This window comes from Phaeovulum sp., from assembly GCF_047638075.1.
In the GTDB taxonomy this organism is placed as follows: domain Bacteria; phylum Pseudomonadota; class Alphaproteobacteria; order Rhodobacterales; family Rhodobacteraceae; genus UBA6197.
In genome coordinates this window covers 1-14900 of the sequence record NZ_JBLJBV010000009.1, presented here as the reverse complement: position 1 = coordinate 14900, position 14900 = coordinate 1, and the positions used below count along the sequence as shown (strand labels likewise).

General features: G+C 61.6%; 17 protein-coding genes. 7 read left to right on the top strand and 10 right to left on the bottom strand.

The window, feature by feature from the left end; translation table 11 throughout:
- Positions 1–115: 115 nt before the first annotated feature.
- From ACM62R_RS01160 to ACM62R_RS01150, 3 genes are all read left to right on the top strand, one after another.
- Complete coding sequence (locus ACM62R_RS01160; RefSeq protein ID WP_415182237.1) at positions 116–1267, top strand: iron-containing alcohol dehydrogenase; 1152 nt, start codon at positions 116–118, stop codon at positions 1265–1267.
- A 252-nt stretch (positions 1268–1519) separates the two neighbouring features.
- A complete protein-coding gene (locus tag ACM62R_RS01155; RefSeq protein WP_415182236.1) occupies positions 1520–3637 on the top strand; it encodes a YjbH domain-containing protein in 2118 nt (705 codons plus the stop codon).
- On the top strand, positions 3634–4335 hold the full coding sequence (locus tag ACM62R_RS01150; protein ID WP_415182235.1) for a YjbF family lipoprotein: 702 nt from the start codon (positions 3634–3636) through the stop codon (positions 4333–4335). Before ACM62R_RS01155 ends, ACM62R_RS01150 begins: the two co-directional genes overlap by 4 nt.
- 142 nt (positions 4336–4477) lie before the next feature.
- On the opposite strand, the gene ACM62R_RS01145 is transcribed toward ACM62R_RS01150, so the two are convergent.
- Complete coding sequence (locus ACM62R_RS01145; protein ID WP_415182234.1) at positions 4478–4669, bottom strand: hypothetical protein; 192 nt, start codon at positions 4667–4669, stop codon at positions 4478–4480.
- A 407-nt stretch (positions 4670–5076) separates the two neighbouring features.
- On the opposite strand from ACM62R_RS01145, the gene ACM62R_RS01140 reads away from it, so the two are divergent.
- Positions 5077–6381: a UDP-glucose dehydrogenase family protein gene (locus tag ACM62R_RS01140; RefSeq protein ID WP_415182233.1), complete on the top strand. Its 1305-nt coding sequence runs from the start codon at positions 5077–5079 to the stop codon at positions 6379–6381.
- A 59-nt stretch (positions 6382–6440) separates the two neighbouring features.
- On the opposite strand, the gene ACM62R_RS01135 is transcribed toward ACM62R_RS01140, so the two are convergent.
- Genes ACM62R_RS01135 through ACM62R_RS01125 form a run of 3 tightly spaced genes read right to left on the bottom strand, consistent with a single transcriptional unit; the run spans position 6441 to position 8525 of the window.
- On the bottom strand, positions 6441–7229 hold the full coding sequence (locus ACM62R_RS01135; protein ID WP_415182232.1) for a metal ABC transporter permease: 789 nt from the start codon (positions 7227–7229) through the stop codon (positions 6441–6443).
- Complete coding sequence (locus ACM62R_RS01130; protein ID WP_415182231.1) at positions 7219–8022, bottom strand: ATP-binding cassette domain-containing protein; 804 nt, start codon at positions 8020–8022, stop codon at positions 7219–7221. The genes ACM62R_RS01135 and ACM62R_RS01130 overlap by 11 nt, the downstream gene beginning before the upstream one ends.
- Positions 8019–8525, bottom strand: a complete 507-nt coding sequence (locus ACM62R_RS01125) for a Fur family transcriptional regulator (RefSeq protein WP_415182230.1) — start codon at positions 8523–8525, stop codon at positions 8019–8021. Before ACM62R_RS01125 ends, ACM62R_RS01130 begins: the two co-directional genes overlap by 4 nt.
- Positions 8526–8611: 86 nt before the next feature.
- Here ACM62R_RS01125 and ACM62R_RS01120 point away from each other — a divergent pair, with 86 nt between their 5' ends.
- From ACM62R_RS01120 to ACM62R_RS01110, 3 genes are all read left to right on the top strand, one after another.
- A complete protein-coding gene (locus tag ACM62R_RS01120; protein WP_415182229.1) occupies positions 8612–9526 on the top strand; it encodes a zinc ABC transporter substrate-binding protein in 915 nt (304 codons plus the stop codon).
- Positions 9527–9639: 113 nt separating this feature from the next.
- Positions 9640–10461: a 2-dehydro-3-deoxygalactonokinase gene (locus ACM62R_RS01115; protein WP_415182228.1), complete on the top strand. Its 822-nt coding sequence runs from the start codon at positions 9640–9642 to the stop codon at positions 10459–10461.
- A gap of 121 nt (positions 10462–10582) precedes the next feature.
- On the top strand, positions 10583–11083 hold the full coding sequence (locus ACM62R_RS01110) for a GbsR/MarR family transcriptional regulator (protein ID WP_415182227.1): 501 nt from the start codon (positions 10583–10585) through the stop codon (positions 11081–11083).
- 37 nt (positions 11084–11120) lie between these two features.
- On the opposite strand, the gene trpB is transcribed toward ACM62R_RS01110, so the two are convergent.
- The 6 genes from trpB to ACM62R_RS01080 form a co-directional block, all read right to left on the bottom strand.
- Complete coding sequence (gene trpB, locus ACM62R_RS01105) at positions 11121–12347, bottom strand: tryptophan synthase subunit beta (protein ID WP_415182226.1); 1227 nt, start codon at positions 12345–12347, stop codon at positions 11121–11123.
- Positions 12348–12351: 4 nt separating this feature from the next.
- Positions 12352–12591, bottom strand: coding sequence for a hypothetical protein (locus ACM62R_RS01100; RefSeq protein WP_415182225.1), 240 nt, complete (start codon positions 12589–12591; stop codon positions 12352–12354).
- Position 12592: 1 nt separating this feature from the next.
- Entirely contained in the window at positions 12593–13234 is a 642-nt protein-coding gene (locus ACM62R_RS01095; protein ID WP_415182224.1) for a phosphoribosylanthranilate isomerase, read from the bottom strand.
- An 8-nt stretch (positions 13235–13242) separates the two neighbouring features.
- Positions 13243–13623 carry a LapA family protein gene (locus tag ACM62R_RS01090; protein WP_415182223.1) on the bottom strand — a complete coding sequence of 127 codons (381 nt, stop codon included), beginning with the start codon at positions 13621–13623 and terminating at the stop codon, positions 13243–13245.
- Positions 13607–13894, bottom strand: a complete 288-nt coding sequence (gene ihfB / locus ACM62R_RS01085) for an integration host factor subunit beta (protein WP_415182222.1) — start codon at positions 13892–13894, stop codon at positions 13607–13609. Before ihfB ends, ACM62R_RS01090 begins: the two co-directional genes overlap by 17 nt.
- Before the next feature lie 269 nt (positions 13895–14163).
- Positions 14164–14900: S1 RNA-binding domain-containing protein (locus tag ACM62R_RS01080; RefSeq protein ID WP_415182221.1), on the bottom strand; the 737-nt coding region annotated here is incomplete at its 5' end.

Here is a 14900-nt window from a genome sequence, read left to right as displayed (position 1 = left end):
ACCCCGCGCTGTGCTGGACCGGCTGCAAGGATACGGGCCGGGGCGGCAGCCTGTCTGTCTTGGGCTTTTATTCGGTTACGCGGCCAAAATCCTACCATCTGAAAAAGGTGACAAAATGACCCTTACGGCAAACTGGTCCTACCCCACGGCGATCAAATTCGGCGCGGGCCGAATTTCGGAACTGGCCGATCACTGCAAGGCAGTCGGGCTGAAAAAGCCGCTGCTGGTTACCGACAAGGCACTGGCGGCGCTACCGATCACGGCGCAGGCGCTGGCCATTCTGGAGGCAGCCGGCCTTGGCCATGCCGTCTTTTCAAAAGTGGACCCGAACCCCAATGAGGCAAACATGACCGACGGCATCGCCGCCTACAAGGCAGGCGGTCATGACGGCGTAATCTGTTTTGGTGGCGGCTCGGCGCTGGATCTGGGCAAGATGATCGCGCTGATGGCGGATCAGGCGCCGGGCCTGTCGGTCTGGGATCTGGAGGATGTGGGCGACTGGTATACCCGCGCGGATGCCACGAAAATAGCGCCAATCATCGCGGTGCCGACCACTGCCGGAACAGGGTCAGAGGTTGGCCGCGCAGGAGTTTTGACCAATACCGCCACGCATCAGAAAAAGATCATCTTTCATCCGAAAATTCTGCCCTCGGTCACCATCTGCGATCCGGAACTGACGGTGGGGATGCCCAAATTCATTACCGCTGGCACCGGCATGGATGCGCTGGCGCATTGCCTTGAGGCCTATTGCAGCCCCTTTTACCACCCGATGAGCCAGGGCATTGCGCTGGAAGGCATGCGGCTGGCATTTGAAAATCTGCCCGAAGTCTATGCCAACCCCAGCGATCTTGAGGCGCGCGCGCATATGATGTCAGCGGCGGCAATGGGGGCGGTGGCGTTCCAGAAAGGTCTGGGCGCGATCCATTCGCTCAGCCATCCGATCGGCGCCGTCTACGGCACCCACCACGGCACGACCAACGCTGTGGTGATGCCGATGGTGCTGGATTTCAACCGCAGCGCAATCACGGAGCGGATCGAAAAAGCCGCTGCCTATCTGGGGATCAAAGGCGGTTTTGACGGTTTTCTCGCAGCGATCATGGCGTTGCGCGCAGAGTTGGCAATACCTGAAAACCTGACCGCGCTGGGGGTAGACCCGGCGCAGCTGGACGAGTTGACGGAAATGGCGTTGCAAGACCCGTCCTGTGGCGGCAACCCCATTGAAATGACGCGCGAAAACACCCGTGCGTTATTTGAGTCCTGCATGTAACCGATGCCCCGCCGGTCGCCTCTGCCATCGCGGCGGAAGCCTCCGGCGGGAGTATTTCGGCCAAACAAAAGCTGTGCCGCCAGCCCTTGGCTTTTGGATCTGGCGGGTTTTATCAGGTTTTAACGGGGCTGCGATCTTTCCCTGATGCAACATCGCCATCATGCCTTGGGAAATGTCGTCCCCATGGCATTGCCTCTCGCCCCGAAGGTCAAATCCGGTATAAAGGGCCAAAGTTCAAAGCAGGAGGTTCGCGTGCCGGGCAAACGCAGGATCAGCAGGAATATCGTCGCGGTTGCGGTGGCGGCCTCGGTTGCGGCGCCGGCGGGGATGGCGGAGCCGATGATCGGCAATGCGCGCGGCACCTTTGGCCTGCCCGGTCTGGTCGATATGCCGACGGCTGAAAGCCTGCCCGATGGCCTGCTGGGTGCTTCCCTGTTTTGGATGGGCGACACGCAGCGCACAACGTTCAGTTTCCAGATCACACCACGGATGACGGCGGCTTTGCGTTATTCGCGCGTGCCGGGTTTCGGATCGGGGGGGGATGAGCTCAAGGACCGCTCATTCGATTTTCACTACCGCTTTTTGGATGAAACCGACTGGCGCCCGGCACTTGCGGTTGGCGTGCGCGATTTTATCGGGACCGGGGCCTATTCATCGGAGTACATCGTCGCAACCAAGACCTTTGGCGACAGCGTGCGCGCGACAGCCGGGCTTGGCTGGGGGCGGTTGGGATCGAAAGACGGCTGGGGGTCGCCTTTTGGCGACCGACCACCGTTGAACTATGATAAGATCGGAAAGCTGAATTCAAGCCAATGGTTCAGAGGCGAGGTTGCGCCCTTTTTCGGGCTGGCCTGGGCCCCGAATGACAAGCTGACGCTGAAGGCCGAATATTCGTCGGACGCCTTTGTGCAAGAGGTTGCGATGGGCGAGTTGGAACGCGACTCTTCGGTCAATTTCGGGGTGGATTACCGCTTCAATTCGCTGGCCAGTGTTTCAGCCTATTACCTTTACGGCAGCGAAGTGGGGTTTCAGTTCAACCTGAGCATCGATCCGCGCAAGCCGCCCTTCCCGTCGGGCATTGAAAAGGCGCCGCTACCGGTGCGGCCGCGGCCGGCGCCCGCGATGGACCCGGAGGGCTGGTCCGGGGCTTGGACCGCTGACAGTTCTGTGCACCCCGGTGTGCAGCGCGTGGTTGCCGAAAGCCTTAAGAAAGACGGACAGATCCTTGAATCCATGTCGCTTTCTGCGACGCGGGCTGAGGTGCGCGTGCGCAATGAGACTTATGACGCCCGCCCGCAGGCGATTGGCCACACCGCGCGCATCCTGACACGGGCGCTGCCGCCCTCGGTAGAGACCATCGTAGTGACCAATGTAGCGCGCGGGATGCCGGTATCCTCGGTCGCGTTCAAGCGCAGCGATCTGGAACGGTTGGAGAATGAAAACTCCAATGCAATTTTGCAGCGGGCGACGCTTACAGATGCCGTTGCCGGGCCGGATGACGGCTTGCGCATGACCGAGGGGCTGTTTCCACGGTTCCAATGGGCGATGACACCCTATGGCGAGATGTCGTGGTATGACGATGACGATTCAGTGCGCGCCGATATTGGCGTTTCGCTGGCGGCGAAATACGAATTTGCTCCGGGGCTGGTGCTGTCGGGAACTGTGCGTCAGAAAGTTTTGGGTAATCTGGATGACAGCACGCATGTATCGAATTCCAAGGTCTATCCTGTGCGGTCGGATCTGGTTGAATACCGAAAGCATGGCGATCTGGCGATCCAGAACCTGACGCTGGCATGGTATGCACGGCCGGCGGAGAACCTCTATTCGCGCGTCACCGTCGGCCTGTTGGAGCGGATGTATGGTGGCATATCGGGTGAATTGTTGTGGAAGCCGGTCGATAGCCGTCTGGCCTTGGGCGCCGAGCTGAACTACGTCAAGCAGCGCGACTTTGACCAACAGTTTGATTTTCGTGATTATGATGTCGTGACCGGTCATGCCTCGGCCTATTATGATCTGGGCAAGGGCTTTACCGGGCAGTTGGATGTGGGCCGCTACCTGGACGAGGATTGGGGCACGACGCTTAGCATTGACCGAGAGTTTGCCAATGGCTGGCGGGTAGGCGCCTTTGCAACCGTCACGGATATGTCCTCGGATGATTTTGGCGACGGGTCATTTGACAAGGGCGTCCGGGTGTCATTCCCAGTTGCCTGGATAACAGGGCGCCCCACGGTCAGCAAGTTCAAGACCACGATCCGGCCGGTGACCGGCGATGGCGGTGCGCGGGTGGATATTGACGGGCGCCTGTACGAGACGATCCGCGACAGCCACACCGGCGAGCTTTATGAAGGCTGGGGAAGGTTCTGGCGATGACAAATACCCTACGCCTGACGGCCGCCACTGCGGTGGCAGCGGCGTTGCTGACGCTTGCGGGTTGCGGCAGCGACACCGGTAAAACCGCAAACACGGCAATGGTTGGCAATATGGCCAAAGGGGTGTTTGCGCGGCTAAAGCCGGGTAAGACGGCCAAGGTCACAGCGCCTGTCGGTCAAGAGGACCTGGCCCGTGCCGCGCTTGCGTCAAACACGGGGCCGTTGCTTTTGGCTACGATCGAAACCCAAGGGGCGACGACTGTTCTTGGCATGATCGGTGAGAATGGCAGCAAACGCACCTACGCCACACCAAGTCAGCAAAATGTGGTTTTGCAAGATGGGGTCTTGATTGCCACGCGCGGATTGGGCCGTGATCTGATGTCAGCCGATCCGGGGGCTACGCCCCAACTTTTGGCTACCCGCACCCCCGGAAAAAGCCATAGAATTCAGCGATATCTGGATGGTGAGGGCATTGAGCGCCCGCTGCGGCTAAGCTGCACACTGACGCGGGGCACCACCCAAAGCTATAGCTTTGCGGGGGTCAACTGGACAGGCATGCAGATGGTCGAGGTTTGTAGCGCAAGCGGGCTGAGCATTGGCAACAGCTATCTTGTGGCGGAAAATGGGCAAATCATCTTGTCACGTCAATGGATCGGGCCCGGTTTGGGGTATGTGGCGCTGCAAACCCTTCGCCCGTGATGCGACCCGATAGTGAATGGAAAAACTGTGTGCCTTGGCCGCGGTTTTGGAATCGGCTTCGCGTTTGGCCCATAAGTAAAAAAGAAGACCGGAAAGCAAACGCTTTCCGGCCTCTTTTTCTGTCCCTTCGGGACGACTGAAATCAGTCGTTCGAAGCCACAGCGACGGCAACGGCCAGGATCAGCAGAGCCGGGACCAGCAGGCCGGGGTTCGAGGAGGACGAGCCTTCCACGACAACAGGCTCAGCTTCGACGACCGGAGCGGAGTAGCCGCCGGCAAAAGCGGTGGAAGCAGTCAGGCCGAGGGCCAGGGCGATGGAAACGATATTTTTCATTGTATTCTCCGTCATTACGATAGAAAGCCGCCGACGCCGACAGCATCAAAGCGACACTCGCACAATCACATTGGGTTGCAAAGAGAGAATCAAATCAGCCCCGCTTAGTCTCTCGGAGAGTGTTGCAGTTTAGCCGAAACACCGCGAAAAAGGCGCGCGAATGCCCGATTCAGGTGCCAAAGCCGCCCTGCGGGGCTTCGCCAGCGTGAATTTGCGGCGTGAATTTGCGGCGCGGGCGTTCGCGGTGACAGGTCACATTCCACCCTGCCGTGGGAATGCGACGGCGCTGAACCGTCTTTTACCGCGACCTTTCGCGCGCGGGAAGTCGCGCGTTACCCCCGCAACAACGTTGACACTGCGCCCCTCATTGCCGCACGACAAGGGTTGGGTTTGAAAGAGGCTTTATTATGAAGATTGCGATGATCGGAACTGGTTATGTAGGATTGGTGTCGGGGGTTTGCTTTTCCGATTTCGGGCATGAAGTTATTTGCGTGGACAAGGATCCCCGCAAGATCGAAATGCTGACACGCGGTGAAGTGCCGATCTATGAGCCGGGGTTGGATGTGCTGATGGCCAAGAACGTGGCCGCCGGACGGCTGTCATTCACCCAGGATCTGGCGGCAGCGGTAGAGGGTGCCGAGGCGGTGTTCATTGCCGTTGGCACGCCGACGCGCCGGGGCGACGGCCACGCCGATCTGACCTATGTCATGGCGGCCGCCGAAGAAATCGCCGCTGCGATGTCCGGCTACACCGTGGTCGTGACCAAATCGACCGTACCAGTGGGCACCAACAGCGCCGTGGAGCGCACGATCCGCAACGCCCGCCCGGATGCTGATTTTGACGTGGCCTCAAACCCCGAATTCCTGCGTGAAGGCGCGGCGATTGACGACTTCATGCGCCCCGACAGGGTGGTGGTGGGTGTCACCTCGGATCGGGGTCGCGATATCATGGGCGAGGTTTACCGGCCGCTGTTCTTGCGCGAATTTCCGGTGATCTATACCGACCTGGAAACCGCCGAGATGATCAAATATGCCGCCAACGCGTTCTTGGCGACCAAGATCACCTTCATCAACGAAATCGCCCGGCTATGCGAAAAGGTCGGCGCCGATGTGAAAGAGGTAGCGCGAGGCATGGGGCTGGATGGCCGTATCGGCAATAAGTTTCTGCATGCCGGGCCGGGCTATGGCGGGTCTTGTTTTCCCAAGGACACGCAGGCTTTGGCCCGGATGGGGCAGGATCACGCCGTGCCGATGCAGATCACCGAAACCGTGATCAAGGTCAATGACGAGATCAAGCGCCGGATGATCGACAAGATCGTCGATCTGTGTGACGGGTCGGTCAACGGCAAGGTCGTGGTGGTGTTGGGGGTGACATTCAAACCCAATACCGACGATATGCGGGATGCCCCCAGCCTGACCATCGTGCCCGCGTTGGTGGGGGCCGGGGCCAAGGTGCGGGTCGTCGACCCTCAGGGCGCGCGCGAAGGCACGCTGCTGCTGCCCGGCGTGAACTGGATGGATGACGCCTATAAGGCCGCGCAGAAAGCTGATTGTCTGGTCCTGTTGACCGAGTGGAATGAATTTCGCGCATTGGATCTGAAACGATTGGCCAAAAAGATGGCAAGCCCACGGATGGCGGATCTGCGCAATATCTACAATGCGAAAGACGCCGAAAAGGCCGGATTCGAGGGCTATACCAGCGTTGGGCGGTAAGGCCCGGCCGGGGGCGCTGCCCCCGGACCCCCGGAGTATTTCCACCAAAGTAAAAGGGGTCAGGTTTTTGGGCGAGGCATCACGAGTGAGGCTGCAAAAAGGCAGGTGCTGGCTGCCACGATCGAAGGGCCGGCGGGCGTATCAAACCGCAGCGAGGCCGCAAGCCCAAGCAAGACCGATGCGGCACCTGCAAATGTGGCGCCAACTGCCATCGACTCTGGGTTGCGGGCAAACTGGCGTGCGGTAGCCGCCGGGATGATCAGCAGTGCCGAGATCAGCAAGGCGCCGACAATCTTGAGCGCGACAGCCACCACCAACGCCAACGCGATCGTCAGGGCGAGACGTTCGTATTTGGGGTTGAGACCTTCTGCTTGGGCCAGTTCCTCGTTTACGGTGGCGGTCAGCAGGCCTTGCCAGCGCCACACCAGCAACGCCAGCACCGTCAATGCGCCGCCCCAGACCATCACCAGATCCACACGGCGGACAGACAGAATGTCGCCAAACAGCCAGGCCGACAGGTCAACCCGAAGGCCGCTTTGAAACGACGCCGCCACAAGACCGAAGGCCAGCGCCGAATGGGCCAGCACCCCCAGTGTCGTATCCATCGCATGGCCGCGCCCGGCCAGCGTGGCCACGGTAACCGCCATCCCCAGCGCCACCGCCAAAGTTCCCGCATAGACCGATATGCCAAAGCCGAACGACAGCGCCACGCCAAGGATCGCGGCATGGGCGGTGGCATCACCGAAATAGGCCATCCGACGCCACACCACGAAAGAGCCCAACGGCCCGGTGGCCAGCGTCAGCCCCAGACCGGCAAGCCCGGCGCGGGTCAGAAAATCATCCAGCATGGCGGTGGTCCTTGGGCGCAGGGCCATGGCCCGGGGGGGCGTGGTCGTGCCCACCGGCATGGGTGTGGTCGTCATGGGTGTGGTCGTCATGGTCATGGTCATGGACGTGCTGGTAAAGCGCCAGCGCGCCGCCGGTCCCAAGCCCGAACAGCGCGCGGTATTCCGGTGCTGCCGACACCACCCGCGGCGTGCCCTGACAGCAGACATGACCATTGAGGCAGATCACCCGGTCGGACGCCGACATCACCACATGCAGATCATGGCTGACCATCAGCACCGCTGCGCCGGTTTCCTGCCGGACCTCCTCGAGCAATCGGTAGAAGGCGGCAACGCCGGGTTGGTCCAGCCCTTGGGTCGCCTCATCAAGGATCAGGATCGCCGGGTTGGCCAGTAGCGCGCGTGCGAGCAGAACGCGCTGAAACTGCCCGCCGGACAGGCGGGCCATCTGCCGCGCCTCGATCCCTTCGACACCGCAGCGCGCCAGCGCCGCACGGGCGGCGGCATCATCGACCCGGCGCGGCAAAGACAAAAACCGGCGCACCGTCATCGGCAGGGTCGCGTCGATATGCAGTCGCTGCGGCACATAGCCGATGCGCAGGCCGGGGGCGCGGCGCACCTGCCCCGTTGCTGCCGGCTCCAGCCCGATCAGCGCACGAACAAGCGTTGATTTACCCGATCCGTTTGGCCCGACCACGGTGACAATTTCGCCTGCGGCGATGGTAAAATCGACGTTCGACAGCACGGCAACGCCACCATGCGCCACGCCAAGGCCGGCCGCGGAAATCAGGCTCATTGCGCGGCCGTATGGCAGGCGGGGCAAAGGCCCAGCGCCTCGATGTTGGCGCGCTCGACGGTAAAGCCAAGGTTGGCCGCTGCGCGGTTCAGGGCATCACGCACCGGGGCGGCACAAGCCTCTGCGACGGTATTGCAGGTGCGGCAGATCAGGAACACCGGCGCATGCGCCTTATCGGGATGCATGCAGGCGGTAAAGGCATTCAGACGGCGAATACGGTGGGCAAGCCCGTTGTCGACCAGAAATTCAAGCGCGCGGTAGGCCACCGGGGGTTGTTTGCCAAAGCCATCGGATGCGAGACGGTCAAGCACCTCATAAGCGCCCATTGCACGATGCGCCTCAAGCAAGATCTCAAGCGCGCGGTGGCGCACCGGGGTCAGGCGCGCGCCCCGCGCCTTGGCCACGGCTTTGGCGCGGGCCAGCGTTTCACCGGCGCAAAGGGCGTGGTCATGCCGGGCAAAGGCCAGGCCAGCATCGCGTTGGGGAGGGTGGCTTTTCGACATAACGTTATCTTATCACATTTCGCTTGACCTGTTATGTCATAACATAGACAACGCCCCCAGACGTTACAAGATCACACGGAGCGACGATGCGTAACCTTGCCCTGACCCTTGCCCTGACCACGCTTGCCTGCCCCTCGGTAGCCGATGTGCCGCGTGTAGTGACCGATATTCCGGCGGTCCAATCCCTGACCGCGCAGGTAATGGGCGATCTGGGCATGCCTGCGGTGCTGCTGGAACAGGGCGGCAATGCCCATAGCTATCAGCTGCGCCCGTCACAGGCCAAAACGCTGCAAGGGGCGGATCTGGTCATCTGGGTTGGCCCTGAAATGACGCCGTGGCTTGACCGTGCGGTAGCAGGGGTTGGCGGTACGGCCAAGCCCTTGGGCCTTTTGGCGGCCGAACCAACGCATCGGCGCCCCTTTACCGCCGCCGAGGTGGACGAGCATGGCCACAACGCCGACCATGATCATGGCGACACTGACCCGCACGCCTGGCTTGACCCGGAAAACGCCAAGGTGTGGGTAGGGCTGATCGCAGCGGATCTGGCGGCCGCAGACCCCGAGCACGCCGCGACCTACCACCAGAACGCCGATGCCGCCCGCGCGCGAATTGACGCCGCTCAGGCCGAGGCGGCGACTTTGCTTGCCCCGGTGGCCAACCGGCCTTTCGTGGTGTTCCACGATGCTTACGGCTATTTTGCGGACCGCTTTGGGCTGCATATCGCGGGCGCGATCAATCTGGGTGATGCGACAACACCCGGCGCGGCACATCTGACAGCGCTGCGCGACGCCATGGCCCAAAACGGCGTGGTTTGCGCCTTTCCCGAGGCTGGCCATGACCCCCGGCCGGTCACCGTTCTGGTCGAAGGCACCGGCGTGCACGTCGGCGGCGCGTTGGATCCCTCGGGCAGCGGGCTGCCTTATGGGCCTGCGCTGTACGAAGGGCTGCTAGGCCAAATGGCGGCGACGCTGGCCGAATGTCTAAGCCGGGGCGACGGCTAAGCATCCGCCGGGATGGTCGCCCGCTGGCTTGATCGCGCGGCGAAATCATGGTCTGACCGGAACAAAGGCACCCCGGGCCACTCTTAGGCTGCGGGCACCGCATTGGGGGCAGCATGAACGACATCCGATGGATCGGCGCAGCGGTGGACGGGAATGATCTGCGCGTCTGGGCGGGCAACGCCGAAGGGGCAGCCCTTGCGCAAGCCGCTGGGCAGGTGGCCCCCGGTCAAGACCCGTTTGACGCCATCGCCACGCTGGCCGCCCCGTGGCGGCGACCCGAGGGCACGGCCCCGCTGCCCATTTTGGTAGCCGGGCTGCCAGAACCCGCACCCGCCGCCCTGCCCTGCCCACCGCAGCCCGCCCGCCCTACCCCGGCGTCAGCGCCGGGTTTTTGGCGGGTTGGCGGGCTGACACAGACCAAACCGCAAGATCGCGTCACTGCCGCGCAGGCGCTATGCCTTGCCGGATGTCTGCGCGGCCAGCCACAGTTTGACGGCGTGATCTGCCTGACCGACGCCTATGGTCTTTGGGCGCATATCAGCGCGGGCGAGGTTGTCAGCGTGGCCAGCACCGCAGCAGGCACACTGGCCGCCGCTGTGGGGGCACTGCCAGCCGACATCGACCTTATGGCGTTTGACAGCGCCTTATCGGACGGCCTTTCGCGGCCTGAACACCTGCTGCGAATACTGGCAACTGCCCGGCAGATGCCCCCCGGCCCGGCACAGGCCCGCATCTGGGGCGCGCTGATCGGGGCCGAGCTTGCCGCCGTGCGGCCCTGGTGGCTGGGCCAAAGCGTGCTGGTGCTGGGCCATGGCCCGCTGCCAGAACTTTATACCCACGCGCTGGCGGCCCAAAGCGTACACGCCACCGCAGGCCACGCAGAACCCGCGCTACTGGCCGGATTTGCCGCCGCCGCTGAAAGCCTTCAGCGGTGATAGGCCAAAACCCCTGCTGAGCGGCACCAAGCACCAACGATCGGCAAACCCGCGCCGAACTGGCACGCGACAATGCCGTTTGGGGATGATAGAACCCTCAAGATCACCCGTGGAGGACCCGATGCGTGCGGCACGACAGCCCGAACTGAGCAATCTTTTTGCCGATCTGGCCCAACGGATGGGCCTTTCACGCCCCGCCGGTCAGTGCTTTGCGGCAATTTGGCGTGCGGTTAGCCCCCCTTGTGCCGATGACCTTGTCACGGGGTTGGGGCTGTCGCGCTCAAACGTTTCGACCGCGCTGAAAGAGCTGCGTCAATGGGGCTTGATTGACCTGACCCGCACCCCCGGCGACCGGAAAGAGTATTTTCAGGCCCCGTCAGACCCCTGGGCCATCGCCCGCCAGATCATGGCCGAACGCCAGCGCCGCGAATTGGCCCCGGTGCTGGACCGGCTTTACGCGATAGAGGCCGCCAACCCCGACGCCCGCGTTGCCGCCCTTTGTGAGGTGGTCGAGGCGTTTTCAAGCTGGACGGCGGGGTTGGCGCGGCTGGACCCGTCAGAGCTGGCCGATCATGTCGACCGGCGCACCCTTAACCTGCTGGGCGACGATAGCGAAAGCTAAGCCGGCCAAAATCAGATCGGCAACCTTCTCACACGCCTCAGAACTTCATGTCAAAGCCAAGATGCTTGGCCACGGTGAAGATGTCCTTGTCGCCGCGCCCACACATGTTCATCACCAAAAGGTGGTCACTGGGCAGGTCGGGGGCAATTTTCAGCACATGCGCCAACGCATGGCTGGGCTCTAGCGCGGGGATGATCCCTTCTAGCGTGCAACAGAGCTGAAACGCCTCCAGCGCCTCTGTGTCGGTGATGCTGACATATTCGGCGCGGCCCACATCATGCAGCCAGGCATGTTCCGGGCCGATACCGGGATAGTCGAGGCCCGCCGAAATTGAATGGCCCTCAAGGATCTGTCCATCGTCGTCTTGCAACAGATAGGTGCGGTTGCCGTGCAGAACGCCGGGGCGCCCGCCGGTCAGGCTGGCGCAATGCTCCATCTTGGCATTGACCCCCTTGCCCCCCGCCTCGACCCCGATGATATGGACCGAAGCGTCATCCAGGAACGGAAAGAACAGCCCCATCGCGTTCGATCCGCCACCAATCGCGGCGATCAGCGTGTCGGGCAGACGGCCCTCACGCTCCATCATCTGTTCGCGCACTTCCTTGCCGATGATCGACTGAAAGTCGCGCACCATCGCGGGGTAAGGGTGCGGGCCTGCGACCGTGCCGATGCAATAGAACGTGTCGCGCACATTCGTCACCCAATCGCGCAGCGCATCGTTCATCGCGTCTTTCAGCGTGCCGCGCCCGGACGTGACGGGAATGACCTCGGCCCCCAAAAGCCGCATCCGAAACACGTTCGGCGCCTGCCGCTCCACATCGGTCGCGCCCATATAGACCACGCATTTCAGCCCGAACCGCGCGCAGACCGTGGCCGTTGCCACGCCATGCTGACCGGCACCGGTTTCTGCAATGATCCGGGTCTTGCCCATCCGCATCGCCAGCAGGATCTGGCCCAGAACGTTATTGATCTTGTGCGCGCCGGTGTGGTTCAGCTCGTCGCGCTTGAGGTAGATTTTCGCACCGCCCAGATGTTCGGTCAGACGCTCGGCATGGTATAGCGGGCTGGGGCGACCAACATAATGCTTCCACAGATCGTCCATCTGCGCCCAAAAACTGGGGTCCGTCTTGGCATGCTCATAGCAGGCCTCAAGCTCAAGGATCAGCGGCATCAGCGTTTCCGAGACGAACCGCCCGCCAAAAATGCCAAAGCGGCCCTGCTCATCCGGGCCGGTCATAAAGCTGTTGAAAAGATCGTCGGCCATGTTTCTAGTCCTTGAAACCAAATTCCGCCTGGAGAATGCGAAAAAGCTGAAAAGCAGACGCCTCAGTGAACTGAAGAGTCTGGCTTAGTTTTCCCGGAATGTCGCGTCCGGCTGAGCCGTAGCTGTTAAGCTGAAGTATGCGCTTACCATCATGCTCTTCAACTATGTACTTACATACAAGCTGTGTTGGATGCGCCGCCCGAAGGTTCCGGTCGTCTTTCTCAATAGCGATTACTATTGCCATTTTATTCCCCCCGCGCGGCGGCGATGAACGCGCGAATAAGGTCTGCGTCCTTGACCCCAGGTGCAGTTTCCACCCCAGACGATACATCGACCTGCCGCGCCCCGGTCAGGCGCACAGCCTCGGCCACATTTTGCGGCGTCAGACCCCCGGCCAGGATCCACGGCTTCATCCATGCGCGCCCGGCAATCAGCCGCCAGTCGAATGCCAGCCCATTTCCGCCGGGTAACACCGCATCTTTTGCAGGCTTGGCGTCCAACAAAATCTGGTCGGCTACCGCCTCATAGGCCGGAAGGATCGCAAGGTCGGAGGCGTCAGCCACCCCCACAGCCTTCATGACCGGCAGGCCGAAACGAGCCCGTATTTCGGCCACGCGGGCGGGGGTTTCTGACCCGTGAAGCTGTAGCATGTCTATGGGCACCTCGCGCAAGATAGCGTCAAGTGTCGCGTCATCGGCATCAACCACCAACGCCACTTTGGCCACCCCCGGCGGCCCCAGCAACGCCAATTCCCGCGCCGCGGAAACTGTCAGACAGCGCGGCGATTTTGGAAAAAACACGAAACCCAGATACCGCGCGCCCGCATCGGTCGCCACAGCGATATGTTCCGGCCGGGTAAGGCCACAGATTTTAACGCGAATTGCCATGGCTTGACCTACCGTTTGCGGCCCGGTTCCTCAAGCAACGCCAGAACCTCGTCTTTGGGGCCGTGCTTTTGCGTTGCCAGACGCGACACCTCGCGTTTCAAGCGGGTCACCTCGCGTGCTTGCCGGGTTGCGGTGGTGCGGATGCGGTATTCGCGCATCCATTCCCAGACAAAACCAATCAGCAGGCCCAATACGATGCCCGCGAAGATGACCAGAAATAGCGGCAGGTGAACCGACCAGCTGAAACCCAGAAAATCGCCAGCCTCTGGCGGCAATATTCGCAACGTGACCGTTTCGCGGTTGGCAAGCGCCAGCGCGATCAGGACAAGGGCCAAAACGGCCAGAAAAGCCGTGCGCAATGCGCGAAACATATCAGTTATTGCCCTCATTCAGCCGATCGCGCAGCAGTTTTCCGGTTTTGAAAAACGGCACATGTTTTTCATCAACCTCAACCGAGGTTCCGGTGCGCGGATTGCGCCCCACACGCGCGTCGCGCTTTTTCACCGAGAACGCGCCAAAGCCGCGCAACTCTACCCTGTCGCCGCGCGCCATCGCCTCTACTATCTCGTCGAATATCGTATTCACGATTTTTTCGACGTCGCGTTGAAACAGGTGCGGGTTTTCTTCGGAAACTTTTGTAATCAGTTCAGACCGGATCATGCGCATCCCCCCCAAGGACCCCAGGATACCAGAGCCCGGGTGCAATTCTTTTCCCGACTATAGGCGGATTTTCCCCCACGGACAAACAGCAAAGGCTTGGAAAGGCGCAGAATTTTAACCCTTCGGCCAAAACTGCCCTTCCCAGGGGCACCTTTTGCACTGCAGCATGGCCACAAGCGCGGCAAAACCCCGCCCCAAAGCCGAATCGCCCAATGCAAACGGCCCCGCCGAAAGGGCGGGGCCGTTGCAATTTTCATAAACCTTTCGGCTTATTTGTCGCCCTTCAGGGCCGCGCCCAGAATGTCGCCCAAGGACGCACCCGAATCCGACGAACCATACTGTTCCACGGCTTCTTTCTCTTCGGCGATCTCACGCGCCTTGATCGAGACGCCCAGACGGCGGGTTTTGCTGTCCACGTTGGTCACGCGCACATCAACCTTGTCGCCCACCTGGAAACGCTCGGGGCGCTGGTCGGCACGGTCGCGCGACAGATCCGAGCGGCGAATGAACGACTTCATGCCGTTGTAATCGCACTCGATTCCACCTTCCTCGATCGCCGTCACCTCGACAGTGATGATCGAGCCACGCTTCACGCCGTCAACCGCATCCGAGAACGTGTCGGCATCCAGACTCTTGATGGACAGCGAAATACGCTCTTTTTCCACGTCCACTTCGGTGACGGCGGCTTTCACCACGTCGCCCTTGCGGTAGTTCTGGATTGCGTCTTCGCCGCGCTGATCCCAGCTGAGATCCGACAGGTGAACCATGCCGTCGATGTCGTTGTCGAGGCCGACGAACAGACCGAATTCGGTGATGTTCTTGACTTCGCCTTCGATGACGGTGCCAACCGGGTTGGCCTCGGCGAACACTTCCCACGGGTTGCGCATGGTCTGCTTCAGACCCAGCGACACGCGGCGCTTGGCGGTGTCGATTTCCAGAACCATCACTTCGACCTCTTGCGAGGTGGAAACGATCTTGCCCGGATGGACGTTCTTCTTGGTCCAGG